Origin of the sequence: uncultured Mobiluncus sp., assembly GCF_902488535.1 — a bacterium.
Lineage (GTDB): Bacteria > Actinomycetota > Actinomycetes > Actinomycetales > Actinomycetaceae > Mobiluncus.
In genome coordinates, this window is the sequence record NZ_CABTWO010000004.1 from 113585 (window position 1) to 127119 (window position 13535).

Here is a 13535-nt window from a genome sequence, read left to right on the forward strand (position 1 = left end):
AGGATACATCATGGCTGAAAACTTCACTAAAGCTGGCGCCAAGTACGGGTTTTATTTCAATCAGACCCGGTGCAACGGCTGCAAAGCCTGCCAGATTGCCTGTATCGACAAACACGACCTGCCGCTGGGCGTACACTGGCGCAAAGTCGCGGAATACTCCGGCGGGACCTGGAAAGTCCAGGGCAACACTTTCCAACCGAAAGTGTTTGCCTATTACGTTTCCATCTCTTGCAACCACTGCGAATACCCGGTCTGCATGGAGGTTTGCCCCACTACCGCGATGAGCCGCCGCGAGGACGGCACCGTATATGTGGACGAATCGAAATGTGTGGGCTGCCGCTACTGCCAGTGGGCCTGTCCCTACGGCGCACCCCAGCTCAACCCGGAGACCGGGCACATGTCGAAGTGCGACCTGTGCTACGACTACCGTTCGGAGGGCAAAGACCCGGCCTGTGTAGCGGCCTGCCCCTCCCGTGCCCTGGAGTGGGGTCCCATCGAGGAACTCCGTAAGAAACACGGCAACCTCAACGGGATCGCTCCCCTGCCCGACCCGTCCTTGACGGAACCGCACCTGGTCATCGAAGCGCACCGGGACGCGGAACCGTGGGATCAACCCACCGGCGAAATCACCAACCCGAAGGAGATCTGAAAATGGAAGAACTCCCTATGATTCTGTTTACCGTCATCGCCCAGATGGCAATCGGGGCTTTTTGGGCTCTGGGGTTTGTCCAACTGCTGGGACGGCTGCGCAAACTGCCTGGTGAAGCCATAGACCGGGTGACCGACACGTCCTTGTTCGCGGTCGGACCGCTGCTGATTCTCGGTTTCTTCGCGGCGTTTTTCCACCTGAACGACCCGTTCCACGCCCCGTTCACGCTGCTGCACGTCGGCTCCTCGTGGCTCAGCCGCGAACTGTTGAGCGGGGTGCTGTTCGGCGGTTTCGGTTTCGTTTTCGCCGCGTGCCAGTGGAATAAGTGGCTGAGCCGCACCGTCCGCGATGTGCTGGCGGTCCTCACCGCCCTGAGCGGCTTGGCTCTGCTGACCTCGATGAGTGGAGTGTATTGCACCGTCAGGACCATTCCGGCGTGGCACACCCCCGCGGTTCCCGTGTTCTTCTTTGCTTCGGCTCTGTTGACCGGCCCTCTCGCGGTGGCGCTGAGCCTGCTGCTGGTGTGGAAAAAGGCGCTCTCCGCGACCGAAGCCATACCCGACGCAAAGGGGTGGCGCTCCCGTCTCGCGGTGGGACAGATTAGCGACGACCTGAAGTCGCTGGTGCACTCCGCCATGCAAATCCTCACCATTGTGAGCGCGGCCAGCGGCATCGTCATCATGATTACCTACCCGGCTTACCTTTTGGGTCTGCATCAGCAGGGCGGGGCGGCGGCACAAGTCGCGGACGTCATCTCGGGTGGTTTCCTGACCTGCCGCCTGATTCTGCTGGGTATCGCCGTCATCGGGGCTGGCGTGTTTGCGTTCACCCAGATTCGTTTGCATACGCAACCCACAACTACCCTGACCGTGTTGCTGTGCGGTTCGTTGCTGCTGGCGTTCATCAGCGAACTGATGGGCCGAGCCGTCCACTACGAGGGCTTGTGGCATGTAGGCTTGAATACAGTGCAAAACGTTATCGCACCCTAACCGGGGTCCTAGCGAAAACTCGGTGGCTCCCGGCGCATAACCGGGAGCCACACTTTATGACAGAAAGAAGATACCCATGAGTCAGCGCGTTGACGCCCCCTCTCTCGATGCTTTTGCGGCGTCTTTTCTGGTTTTGGGCCGGCTGCACCTGGGCCACGCGACCACGGACACCCGCCGTGACATCTACTCGCAACTCTCGGACTGGCCTTTTTGGTGTGAACCGTCCCCCCTCCCCGAACTCGCTGACCTCCAGACGGACGCCCACGCCGCCCACACCCGCGGCGTCGACCTGCTGCAACGCTCTTGGGAAAGTCACGAGGACGATCAGACGATTCGCATGGATCAGGACTTTCTCTACGGGGTTTCGGCCAGCGCCCGAGTTTCGCCTTTCGAGTCGGTTCATGTTGGCGAGGAGCAGCTGGTTTTCGATACTGAGACGATTCAAGTCCGGCTCTATTACTCGCGGCTGGGTTTGCAGGCTCCCCGGCTGCACACCGAACCGGACGACCACCTCGGGCTGGAGTTCGCTTTTCTGTCTCAGGGCTGCCAGCAAATGATGGCGGCGCTGGAACAGGGCCGGACGGAGGATTACACCCGCGTGCGCGACATCTTGGCGGCTTTCACGGCCGAACACCCTTTGCGCTGGGTTCCCGCGACTTTGCGCGAAGCCGAGGCGCAGGCGCACACCGCCTGGATGCAGGGGGTCGAGGCCCTGAGCTACGCCGCTTTTGCGTCTTGGTGCGTGACCTTGTCGACCCAGGGTCTGCTTCCCTGCGCGGACGTGGTGTCGGGGTTCGCCGCTCCCTACCGGGGCATTACGCCCGGTCACAAGGGCGTTGCGGCGGGTAAGTTCGGCGATCCGGGCGTGCCGGGGGCGGCTCGCGACGCGGGGGACACTGCCGCTCCCGCTCGGCACAGCGAACCTAGCGGATCCGGACACCCCGGCGGCCCCACTTCGGAGCCCCCCGCCCGATGAAAGACACCCTGCGTGAGCTGCTGCGCTTCTTGAGCGCCGGGGAAGTTCCCGAAACCCTGATTCTGGCCTGCGACCACAGTCCCCGACCGCGCGTGCCCCGACGGGCGTGCGCGCTACACTACGATGCCTGCTGGGGCGAGGCACCTTTGGGTTCTATCGCGCAGATTCTGGCACTAGGGGTGGGGCGCATCGATTTTGTGCCGTGTTCCAGGGACGGGGGCTTGAGTCGGCTGTTGCAGCTCGGCGAGGAGTTTTTTCCCGGCCGCTTACGACTGTGGGAGACGCCTCACCAGGGCGGGTTTGCCGGAAAATGGGTTGAGGTTTCGCAGCTCGGGGTGTCGAGGCGGTCTTTTTTGGGGCTATCCACCACGTGTGTCCTGGATCTCGGAGCCAACTGGCAAGAACGCAGCGCGCAGGCTTTTGCCCTATTGGGGGTGAGCGAGCCGCCGCCGGACCCACCTCCGGCGTGGACCTTGCAGGTCAGCACCTGCAACGTCTGCGGGGTATGCGTTGCGGCTTGCCCCCACCAGGCTTTGTCTCTCACACCTGACCCCGAGGACGCCAACCTGTTCACTCTCACCCAAGACCTGGCGAGCTGCGAAGCTGACGGCACCTGCCTGAAACTGTGTCCTGAGCGCACCCTGGCGGTGCAAGGCCACCCCACTTGGGCGGAAATCCACAATGGTGCCACCCGAACCCTGGCAGCAGTGAAAACGAAAGTCTGCCCCTCGTGCCACAACCGTTTCCCCGCCGGTACAGGAGAGCTCTGCCCCTTGTGCGCCTTTCGGCAAGACCACCCCTTCGGAGCAGCCCCGCCCGATGTGTTCGGTGCCGGTCCTCGCCACGACGCGCGCAAAACGACAGGAAAACCGGGCCAGACTGAGCCCTAAAAACACTGGTGGGGCCAAGGTTGCCCCTGACCCCACAATGAAGAAAGTGCTTATTCCTTAGTCGCTAAGGACAGCGGAATGGAAGGACCCATCGTCGTTGAGATGACGGCCTTCGTGATGTAGCGGCCCTTGATGGTCGCGGGACGCAGGCGCTCAATCTCTTCCAGAACAGCCCGGAAGTTCTCGGCCAACTGGGCGGCCTCGAACGAGCACTTACCGACGATGAACTGCAGGTTAGCGTGCTTGTCAACACGGAACTCGATACGACCACCCTTGATGTCCTTGACGGCCTTAGCCACGTCCATGGTGACGGTACCGGTCTTGGGGTTCGGCATCAGGCCACGCGGACCGAGCACCTTACCCAAGCGACCAACCTTACCCATCAAGTCAGGAGTCGCTACGGCCACATCAAAGTCAGTGTAGCCTTTGGAGACCTTCTCGATGAGTTCGTCCCCACCGACCTCGTCAGCGCCCGCCGCCTCGGCGTCAGCGGCCTTATCACCTACGGCAAAAACCAGGACCCGAGCGGTTTTGCCGGTGCCGTGAGGCAGAGAAACGGTGCCGCGCACCATCTGATCAGCCTTGCGGGGGTCAACGTTCAGACGCATCGCAACCTCTACGGTTGCGTCGAACTTCACGCTGGAAGTTTCCTTGACCAGCTTGAAGGCGTCGTCGATGGGATAGAGAGTGTCGGGAAGAATCTTCTTCGCGGCCTCGTTGTATTTCTTGGCGTGTTTCATGTTCTGCTCCTTACGCAGTCGTGGTGTGGGCAAACACTAAGCCCCTCCACAGTTTTTGACGATTAACCGACCGTGATGCCCATGGACCGAGCGGTACCCGCGATAATCTTCTTCGCGGCCTCGATGTCATTAGCGTTGAGGTCTTGCATTTTTTCCGAAGCGATCTTTTCTACCTGATCCCAGGTCAGATTCGCTACCTTGACGGTGTTCGGGGTGCCCGAACCCTTCGGAACGCCCGCGGCCTTGCGAATCATCTCGGAGGCCGGCGAGGTCTTCAGCACGTAGTCGAAGCTGTGATCCTCGTAAACGGTGATTTCCACAGGAACCACGGAGCCGCGCATCGACTCGGTCTTGGCGTTGTAGTCCTTGCAGAATTCCATAATGTTTACGCCGTGTTGGCTCAATGCCGGGCCAATCGGCGGTGCCGGGTTTGCCCCACCGGCTTGAATCTGGAGTTTGATAACTCCGATGACTTTTTTCTTAGCCATATTTTTGGGTCCTTTTCAATAGGGGTGTCGACCTGGCAGGTTTCCACCCAAACTTCTCTGACTTTGTGAAGGCCGTGGTGACACGGTTTCCACTCGGTCTGCGTCGTTTTCTCACGGCGGTTTCCGCCGCAAAACGCCACCCATTTGTGGGTAGCAAAAGGCGCGCGCCATCAAGACGCACAAGGAAATATTCTAACGCTCCCCCGGCTTTTACACCAATTTAGCCGATTCCCAAGTGGGCGGCGGAGGGCCGGGGCAGGAATACCATCAACACGTAAAACCCCAGGAGCACCAAGAAGCCGAAGTGTAGGCCTACAGCCGCCAACAGCAACCCCAGCAACAGCGGCGTCACGATCGCACCAATCCCCGAAAGGGAACTGATGATCGCCGCCGCGTACTCCTTGTGCACCCCCGGCAAGCCGGAGAACTCGGTGGCACTGATGGGATACAGACAGCTGACCCCGACACCGCTGATGAACAAGCCGACCACCGCGACACCGACTGAGGGCACGAAAGCGACCGCAGCGGTGCCGAAAAATCCTAGACCCACAAAGACCCACCAGGCCCAATAGCGCCGAGCAAAGGCAGCCCCACCCAGACGACCCACCGCCATGCCGATGGCGAAAGCGGTCGCCAAGCCGGAAGCGAGTGCCAAGCCAACCCCCAATTCTCGCAGGCGCGTCACCGCCCAGGCATACATGGCGAACTCGACTCCGGCCGTGAGGATGAGCCGCAGGATTTGGGAAATCAACAGCCACTTGGAGGGCTTCACGCTGTACGTGCTGGGGTTGCCAGGGGGCACCTCCGCAGCAGCGGGGGTCGGCGCGTCACTGCTGGCAGCACCCGTTGCGGACGGCGACTGAGTTGGCGCACTCAAGCCCTTTTGCAACACCTTACGGAATGGCACGGCCGGGAGCCTCCACCCCCACACCAAGGTCGGCACAGCCATCAGTAAAACAAACCACAGCGCCATCCGCCCAAAACCGGGAAACTCGCGCTCTACCAAGGCAAAAACTACCGTCGTAGCAATCGACACCGAGGAGGAAATCCCGACGGTTAGTGACAGGTACTTCGTCCCCTCGGTACCGACGAAAGTACCGGCTACCGCAGCCGAAACCGTACTGCCACCCAAGCAAGCCAAAGTTACCCCCACCAAGCTAACCGCGATGGAGGGACTCCACGCCACCATCCCCGTTCCCAGCAGGACTAACAGCGGGGCAAGCCGCAGCGACCAGACCGGCCCGTTGCGCATCACCCACGGCGCCAACAGCCCCGAAACCAGCATCCCAAAGCCGTAGGCGGCACCCAGCCAAGTGAAAGCCTCGGGTTTCGCACCGAGGTCGCGCGACAGGGTGGCGATGAGAGAACCGGCGGCGGTGACATAGAAACCCGCCATCGACAGCCCAATCGCCATCGGCGGAAACATCCGCTTTTGGTTGTGCCAGATTTCCGGCCCCACGTTCGCGGGATTCTGAGGATTTACTGCGTTCACGTCACTCCTTCATTTTCTCGCGGCGACCGGGTGCGGTTGACGGGGAAAGAACACAAAGATAATGGCTACCACCAGCGCTATTGCCAGGAATCCGGCGGAACCCGCGAAGGACAGCACGTAGCCGTGGCTCCAAGCGTTCGCTAAAGCCAGGTCTGCTCCCGGCGCGGTGGCTTCCAGCCCAGCGGTCGCTGCGAAGAACACGCCGGTGAGGATGGCCGAACCAATGGCGGTAAAGATGCGCTGGCCGGTTTGCTGAATGCCTCCAGCGATACCGCCTCGAGAGGGGGAAACCTCCAGCATCGTTTGAGTTTGGTTCGCCGAACCCATCGAACCTGAGCCGAAGCCCAGCACCGCCAGCCCAATACTAATGAGCCACACGGAACCGCCGCGGGCAAACATTACCGCCATGACTGCGGTCAACACCACCCCCACCAGCATTATCACCAGCGACCAGGCCTGGATAGCCCGGCCGTGCTTGATGGTGTGGCGCGCCACCGCGATAGAAGTCAACCCGGACAGAATCGCTCCGGGCATCCCGCTGAGACCCGCAATGAGCGCGGTTTGACCGAAACCGTTTTGCAAGAACATGGCGTTGATGGCGTAGACGGAAGGCACCCCCAGGAACTGGATTGCGCCAATCGCGCTGGCAAAGCTGTAGGAGGGGATTTTGAACAGCCGCAAGCTCACCATCGGGTAGCGTCCTCGTGCCTCGTAAGCCCGCTCCCACCAGACCCAGAAGCCCAGCACCGTGAGAGACACGGGAATCAGGGCAAAACGCCACAGCGACCCGGTGGTAACAAAAGGCAACATCATGCCGATAACTGCTGCCCCGAGCAGGATCATCCCCAACGGGTCAAGGTCAACCCGGGAGCGCTTTGGGGCCTTCTTACCAGCCTTGGTGGCCCGAGCGATGTCGGCTTCCAAAGCTTCGATGCGGGCACGGCGCGCAAAAATTCGTTCCCGTTTGAACGGCAGCCACAGCAACGCACAGACGACCCCAATCAGGCCCAACGGTAGGTTCAGGGAAAACGCCAGCCGCCAGCCTTGTTCCCGTCCAAAAATCGCAATCAAGACGCCCGCCAGCATCGGGCCCAAAGCCACGGTGACGGACACGACCAAGCCCATGAGGGCGTAGGCCAGTGCGCGAGCCTGGCCGGAAAAATACTGCTGAATAATTCCCGCGGTCTGGGGACTATAGATACCGGCCGCGAAACCTTGCAGGATTCGCATCCAAACCAGCATGGACCCGGAAGTTGAGATGGCACAAAGGAACGAGGACACGGAAAACAGCGCGAGGCCCAGGACGAACAGGAGCGAGCGGCCAAACAAGTCGCCAATGCGCCCCATCGGCACCATCGACAGCCCGATAGCCAGGGCATACCCGGAAATGACCCATTGTACCTCTTGGGCACTGGCTCCGATAGAGTCGGGCAATACCGCGAGGGCGACGTTCACGGTGGAGACTTGCAGCAGCGTCAAGGCCAGTCCCATCAGGACCACGACCAGTATCAGCGAAGTGCGATATTTCTTTGAGGAACCGGGGACAGTAATAATCCGCGGGTCGCCATTGTTGGTCTGGTCCTGCGAGCTGTTGTTTCCCTCGAAAAGTTCGCCGTTTTCGCCGGGAACTTCGGTATTCTTTGCCATATGCCGCCTGAGATTTCTGTGCCGTAAAAATAACCCAGAATAAAGTAGTGGTGGCGGGTAAGGGATTCGAACCCCTGAAGCATTGCGCAGCTGATTTACAGTCAGTCCCCTTTGGCCACTCGGGAAACCCGCCATACGCCGAAAGCGCCCAACTAGACTACCAGATACGCCGCTATTTTCGCAAACGTCGGTTTAGAGCGGAGCTTTGTGGATTATTATTTACAGCCCTAGCGGGTGTCCCCGGATTCTCACGCTTTCGGGCGGGTTTGTTGATTATCGAGGCGATTGCAGGAACGACCGATTTCAACTTGAATTCCGCAGTCGCGCTCATCGTGACGTTTGTAAAACTGCTGGTGAGCGCATTTTTAAGCTGTCGAGATTACGTCCGAGTGCGGTGAAATCGGTCATTCGTGCCAGGCAATGCGTATCTGCGGCGACTCGCGGAGCGCTACAAAATGACCGGCTCGGGCACCAGGGTTATTCCATAAGCCCCCTGCACCGCGGCGATAATATGGCTGGCCAGAGCCTTAATGTCCGCGGCCGTAGCGTTACCGCGGTTCGTCAGCGCCAGGACGTGTTTTGTCGAGACTCCCGCGCCCGCGTTCGGCAGGGCAAATCCTTTCGTGATACCGGAGTGCTCGATGAGCCAGGCGGCAGACAGTTTCACGCCCGCCTCCCCGGCACGGCCCGGCAGCGCCGTCTCCCAGCGGGGAGCGTCCTTGGGCAACTCCAAAGCCGCGGCCGCCTCGACCGGCAGTATCGGATTGGTAAAGAACGACCCTACTGACCAGGTGTCATGATCGGTTGGGTCCAAAACCATGCCTTTGGAACGCCGCAGCTCCAGCACTGCTGCACGAATCTGGGCCGCCGGTACGACCGTGTCCATCGGTACTTCGAGCGCCCTGGCCAACTGGGCGTATCTGACCGGGGTGCCCCCACCGCGCTGCAGCGCAAAATCGACTTCCAGCACAATCCACCGCCCGGTGGCGGGGTTTGTCCCGGGACGTGCCGGCGCAAACCGCGACTGCCCCGAATCTGCCTCAACCTGCAATCGAGACTGCTTCAACAAGGAATCCCGGTAGCCAAACCGGAGCTCGGCCGCGCTCAAATACACCAGCTGGCACTCCTGGCGGTCCCACGCCGTGACTCCCAGCAGGCAGTCCGCGACCTCCCCGCCGTAGGCCCCGATATTTTGCACGGGTGCCGCCCCGACCACACCGGGGATTCCGCTCAGCGCCTCCAGCCCGGAAAACCCTTGCGTCACGCAAAACTCCACCAGCCGGTCCCATGCCAGTCCCCCGGACACGCTGAGAAATACGCACGAGGGCGTGGCGGCGGCGAGCTGCTGGGCTTCCGCCACGACCGCCTCGTCAGCGCGTAATTCCCCAAACTCCTGCAGGGTCAAAACCCGCGTGTCCTCGCGGCCGTCGCGGATCACCAATCCGGGAAACTCGCCGTCCACAGGTACCAGGTTCGACCCTCCGCCCAGGAACAGCAGCGGCTCCCCAGCCGCATCAGCCTGGGCAATGGCCTGAATCAGCTCGTCTCGCTGCGTCCCCACCAAAAATCGGCGCGCTTCACCCCCCACGCGCAAAGTACACAAATCGGCCAATCGCACTGATTACGTCTCCTTTATACCCAAACGCTGCCCCTTTGGCTCGGGCCGCGTCCCCTAGGGCAGCTCTTCGATTTCGGCTTCGTCCTCAACGAATTCTTCGTACTGTCTCGGGGCAGGCCGCGGTTTGGCAAAGGTCGGTGGGTACACGGCCCGAGGGTCGATGGCCTCCTCTGCCGCTTCCGTGTTCACTGGGGCATAAGGCTGGGCGGGACGGGGAACATTCGGTCCGGCGGCGTTCACAAGGCCGGGATTTTGGGGGAATCTCGGGTCGATTGGCGCAACCGGTTGACCGGGGTTGACCGGCACGCCCGGAACCTGCGGGCCAGGCTGACCAAAGTTTGCTTGCGGGCTTGGAACCTGCGAGTCAGGCTGTCCCAAGTTGACCAGCGGATGCAGGGAGGGCGCCACAGGAGCGCCCACAGTGGGATAGCCTTCCATCGTTCGTACCACAAAGGGATATCCCGCAACAGTCTGTTGTTCCGGCGCGGCGGGATTTACTGGATTCACGTGATTCGTGGGATTGTTTGGCACCGGCGCGCCAACCCCGGCTGGTGCGCCTGGAACGGCCATGCCCGGCCCCAGCGGCGCACCTCCCGGCGCTGGCGCGCCTGGTCCCGTCGGCGCACCGGGCATAACCGGCGCACCTCCCGGCATCGGCACGCTTGGTTCCATCGGCGCCCCCGGCACACCCGGTGCACTTCCTGGCACACCCGGTCCCGCAGGCCCACCAAAACCGGGAACCTGGGGTCCGCCGGACTGACCGGGTAACGCAGCGTTCTGGGGTCCGCCACCCGGCCAGTTATTCGCAGGATTCGCTTCACCGGTGCCCATCCCTCCGGAGGAAAGGGGGTCGTCAGGAACCGGGAACGCCCCACTCTGTGGACCCGCCGCAGACTGACCGGGGAACATAGAGCCTTCCGGCCCTACCCCGGAAACCGCCGCGGGATTCCCGGGAGCCTCCGAGGCTGCACCATTGGTCCCGCCCGCATCCAAGTAACCGTAAGGCTGCGGATTGGGAATAGTGGGCGCGCCGTTGGGCCAGCCCCAAGGATATGCACCGTAAGCCCCCGCCATGTTGGGATTCATCTGCCAATATCCCGCCGCGTTGTAGCCGTAGGGGTCATAGCCATATCCGCCGTAAGGGTCGGCATACCCATCCGCGTACAAATCCGCATAAGGGTTCGACGTCCCGTAGCCGTAACCGCTCGCATAAGGCTGGGCGTAAGGGTCGGTTCCAAAATCTTCATAAGGGTTGGCGTAACCGCCGTAGGCATTCCCGTAGGGGTTGGCGTAACCGTAAGGGTCGTAGGCATAAGGGTCGAAGCCGAAAGTCTTGATGGCCAGTTCCTGCATCTCCTTTTGCTTTTCCCAAGCCTTTTCCTGGCGCTCCATCGCGTCTTTTTCTTTATAGAACTCGCCCCATTCCTGCAAGGTTTGGGAGTCCAAACCGACCGCGGTGTCGTTGACGGACTGACCCAACAGATGCGCCAAGCTCGAATCCAGAGGTTCGCCGTCCTCGGTCTGCCCTTCGGGCAGTTGAACAGTATGCCCGTGCTCACCGTCCTGAGCCAATGCGCCATCAGGGTTGATTGGAATCAAGTTGGATGCCACGCCCTCGTTCAAGGCGACACGGTGTTCCACCAGTTCTCGCACGGCTTCGCGAATCTCTGCTAGACCTTTGCGTTCCTCCGGGTTCAGCCCGACCCCCGCTCGTGCCGCCACCTTCGACATATATGTGAAGGCCTGGGCGACTTCTTCCGGAGAGGAGCCAGAACCGGGCGCGGTCAGCAGGTCTTTCCGGGGACTGTCCAACACGGACATAATATAGTTTTTCCGAGGTTGGGGAATCGACCCCTTAATGAGTTCGTCCTCGTTGTAGTCCAACATATTCCGGTAATTTTCCAAGGTGAACAGATTCGGGTCGCGTTTTTCGCTCATCACATTGCTTCTGAGTTCCTTCATCAGGCGCCGAGATGGATCCAGCTTGCGCATAAACCACCAAGTCGGGATACAGGCGATACCGAGTGAGGTGATAGATACCACCCAGCTCAGCACCAAAGAAACAGCCGAGATGGCAAACGGTCCGCTCTCGTATTGCAGCTGAGCCAGGAACTGCAGACACCGTGACACTCCCGCACCCAAAATGAACGTGGCGAACTTTTGCACATTGTTCAGGTCTTCGCGCCGCAGCGCCATATCCACCGCCAAAGGCACCCCTGGAATGGGGTTACGCCACGAAATCCGGTACTGGATATACACCGACATAACTACGAAGATAACGCCTTCTACCAGGTAGTACCCCGCCGCGGCCATAATTTCCTCGCCCGAAATCGAGGCATTAGGCGTTTCGAACACGACTCCGCCGACAACCATCATGATTTCGGTCACCATCCAGATGAGGATATACACAATCCAGGCCCGAACCCGAAAACGCGGACTGATGACCCAGTTGCGGTTCGGCACCCAGTTCAAAGGCCGGGGAAACCACACGTGAACCATCAACAGGTAAGGCAGCTGGAAAGCGACCCCGACCACCAGCACCAACATAGTATTCATCGAGTTGAACGCATTTTGCGTCAAAAAACCAGAGTTATACAAGCTGATGAGGGCAGCCGGGCTGTGCATCACAGCAATGAGAGCGAAAGACAGGGCGACACGAAGGGTCCAGCCGAGCTGGAGCAAGGCTCGCCGGTAGTGCATCGGTATGGCTTTGGGGACCTGGGGCCGAAACGGAACCATAATGATAAAAATCGCCAGCATAACCGGCAGCGGCCCGTACTTGGTAAAAATCTGAAATGCCCACGCCACCCCATTGGAGGGGAAGGTTAGCCATACATCGAACACTTTGACGCCCTTCCCGCTGGTGATTCTAAACGCTGCCCAGAGGGCAGACTGTTGAGGTTTTGCTGGCAACAGGCATCCTGCCGTTTCCGTAGAGGCTTCCCCAGGAGAGGCGAAAGAACCACTGCGAACTCATCGCCACCTCAGAAAAGCAACTATCATCAGATTTTACCCGTTTAATTCCCCAGGTTCGAACTCTTGAGCCACAAATCGATTTGGCCCAGCAGTTTTGTCTTGGTTTGCGCACTGGCAAGAGATGCGCGGACAGAGCCCGCAGCCAGTTCGGCCAGCTCCCGGTCGGTGAATCCGGCGACCTGACGGGCGGATTCGTACTGGTCCAACAACCGAGAGCGGAACAGCAGCGGGTCGTCCGCCCCCAACGCGACCGTGGCGCCAGCCTGGGTCAGGGTCCGCAAGGGCACTTCGGCAAGCGTGGGATACACCCCTAGGGACACGTTCGAGGCGGGACAGACTTCCAGAGCAATACCGTGGTCTACCAGCGACTTCAGCAGGTCGGGTTGTTCCGCGGCCCGGACCCCGTGACCCAGACGGGCGGGGTGCAGGTGGCGCACCACTTGGGCAATATGTTCCGGGCCACGCAGTTCCCCACCGTGGGGAAAACTGGCGAGCCCCGCCCTTGTGGCGATACGAAACGCCGGCTCAAACTCAGGGGTGGAACCGGCTCGTTCATCGTTGGACAGCCCGAATCCGATGACTTCCCCCGGCTGATCCCCGGCGTAGCGGGCGGCTAAACGCGCCAAAGTCCGGGCGTCCATCGGGTTGCGGGTGCGCGACGCCGCCACAATGACCCCGATTTCCACCCCGGTTGCCGCGGCGGAAACTTTCGCTTCATCCAGGATGATTTCCAGCGCGGGGGTCAGCCCGCCCACCCAGGGAGCATAAGACGTGGGGTCGACTTGTATCTCTAACCGCCCGGAGCCTTCCGCCGCATCGTCCTCGGCGGCTTCCCGCACAATGCGGCGCATCACCGTTTCGGAACGCACCAGGGCGCGCGCCAAGTCATAAGAACGTTGAAAACGGAACCAGCCCCGCTCGTCAGCCGGGACGTGCAGGGGGTCGCCTTCGCCCATAAAGCGGGGCAGGCGCTGCTGGGTTTCCCGAGCCAACTCCAGCAGGGTCTGGGGACGCATCGCCCCGGTGAAGTGCAGGTGCAAGTGTGCTTTGGGCAAAGCCCACAAATCCCG

The 13535-nt window shown here is 60.8% G+C and carries 11 protein-coding genes and 1 tRNA gene; 4 read left to right on the forward strand and 8 right to left on the reverse strand.

Going from position 1 to position 13535, the window contains the following annotated elements; translation table 11 throughout:
• Positions 1-10: 10 nt before the first annotated feature.
• The 4 genes from RDL66_RS02645 (at position 11) to RDL66_RS02660 (ending at position 3504) form a co-directional block, all read left to right on the forward strand.
• Complete coding sequence (locus RDL66_RS02645; protein WP_296182783.1) at positions 11-649, forward strand: DMSO/selenate family reductase complex B subunit; 639 nt, start codon at positions 11-13, stop codon at positions 647-649.
• Positions 650-651: 2 nt separating this feature from the next.
• A complete protein-coding gene (locus RDL66_RS02650) occupies positions 652-1638 on the forward strand; it encodes a DmsC/YnfH family molybdoenzyme membrane anchor subunit (protein ID WP_308534998.1) in 987 nt (328 codons plus the stop codon).
• A 76-nt stretch (positions 1639-1714) separates the two neighbouring features.
• Positions 1715-2614, forward strand: a complete 900-nt coding sequence (locus RDL66_RS02655) for a molecular chaperone TorD family protein (RefSeq protein ID WP_308535000.1) — start codon at positions 1715-1717, stop codon at positions 2612-2614.
• A complete protein-coding gene (locus tag RDL66_RS02660) occupies positions 2611-3504 on the forward strand; it encodes a 4Fe-4S dicluster domain-containing protein (RefSeq protein WP_308535002.1) in 894 nt (297 codons plus the stop codon). Before RDL66_RS02655 ends, RDL66_RS02660 begins: the two co-directional genes overlap by 4 nt.
• A 50-nt stretch (positions 3505-3554) precedes the next feature.
• Here RDL66_RS02660 and rplA read toward each other — a convergent pair whose 3' ends face one another.
• From rplA to RDL66_RS02700, 8 genes are all read right to left on the reverse strand, one after another.
• On the reverse strand, positions 3555-4244 hold the full coding sequence (gene rplA / locus RDL66_RS02665) for a 50S ribosomal protein L1 (protein ID WP_299295344.1): 690 nt from the start codon (positions 4242-4244) through the stop codon (positions 3555-3557).
• 62 nt (positions 4245-4306) lie between these two features.
• Positions 4307-4732 (reverse strand): 50S ribosomal protein L11, encoded by a 426-nt coding sequence (gene rplK, locus RDL66_RS02670; RefSeq protein WP_297724999.1) that lies wholly within the window; start codon positions 4730-4732, stop codon positions 4307-4309.
• A gap of 220 nt (positions 4733-4952) precedes the next feature.
• Complete coding sequence (locus tag RDL66_RS02675; RefSeq protein ID WP_308535004.1) at positions 4953-6224, reverse strand: MFS transporter; 1272 nt, start codon at positions 6222-6224, stop codon at positions 4953-4955.
• Between the two features lie 9 nt (positions 6225-6233).
• Positions 6234-7871, reverse strand: a complete 1638-nt coding sequence (locus RDL66_RS02680; protein WP_308535006.1) for an MFS transporter — start codon at positions 7869-7871, stop codon at positions 6234-6236.
• A gap of 48 nt (positions 7872-7919) precedes the next feature.
• Positions 7920-8004: transfer RNA gene (locus RDL66_RS02685), tRNA-Tyr, on the reverse strand.
• 315 nt (positions 8005-8319) lie between these two features.
• Positions 8320-9489, reverse strand: coding sequence for a UDP-N-acetylmuramate dehydrogenase (locus RDL66_RS02690; RefSeq protein WP_308535007.1), 1170 nt, complete (start codon positions 9487-9489; stop codon positions 8320-8322).
• A 54-nt stretch (positions 9490-9543) separates the two neighbouring features.
• Positions 9544-12333, reverse strand: coding sequence for a translation initiation factor 2 (locus RDL66_RS02695; RefSeq protein ID WP_308535008.1), 2790 nt, complete (start codon positions 12331-12333; stop codon positions 9544-9546).
• A 173-nt stretch (positions 12334-12506) separates the two neighbouring features.
• Positions 12507-13535: adenosine deaminase (locus RDL66_RS02700; RefSeq protein ID WP_308535009.1), on the reverse strand; the 1029-nt coding region annotated here is incomplete at its 5' end.

Excerpts from the sequence above, each read along its gene's own strand:
- RDL66_RS02645 (WP_296182783.1), top strand. The coding sequence starts at position 11 with ATGGCTGAAAACTTCACTAAAGCTGGCGCCAAGTACGGGTTTTATTTC.
- RDL66_RS02650 (WP_308534998.1), top strand. The coding sequence starts at position 652 with ATGGAAGAACTCCCTATGATTCTGTTTACCGTCATCGCCCAGATGGCA.
- RDL66_RS02655 (WP_308535000.1), top strand. The coding sequence starts at position 1,715 with ATGAGTCAGCGCGTTGACGCCCCCTCTCTCGATGCTTTTGCGGCGTCT.
- RDL66_RS02660 (WP_308535002.1), top strand. The coding sequence starts at position 2,611 with ATGAAAGACACCCTGCGTGAGCTGCTGCGCTTCTTGAGCGCCGGGGAA.
- rplA (WP_299295344.1), bottom strand. The coding sequence starts at position 4,244 with ATGAAACACGCCAAGAAATACAACGAGGCCGCGAAGAAGATTCTTCCC.
- rplK (WP_297724999.1), bottom strand. The coding sequence starts at position 4,732 with ATGGCTAAGAAAAAAGTCATCGGAGTTATCAAACTCCAGATTCAAGCC.
- RDL66_RS02680 (WP_308535006.1), bottom strand. The coding sequence starts at position 7,871 with ATGGCAAAGAATACCGAAGTTCCCGGCGAAAACGGCGAACTTTTCGAG.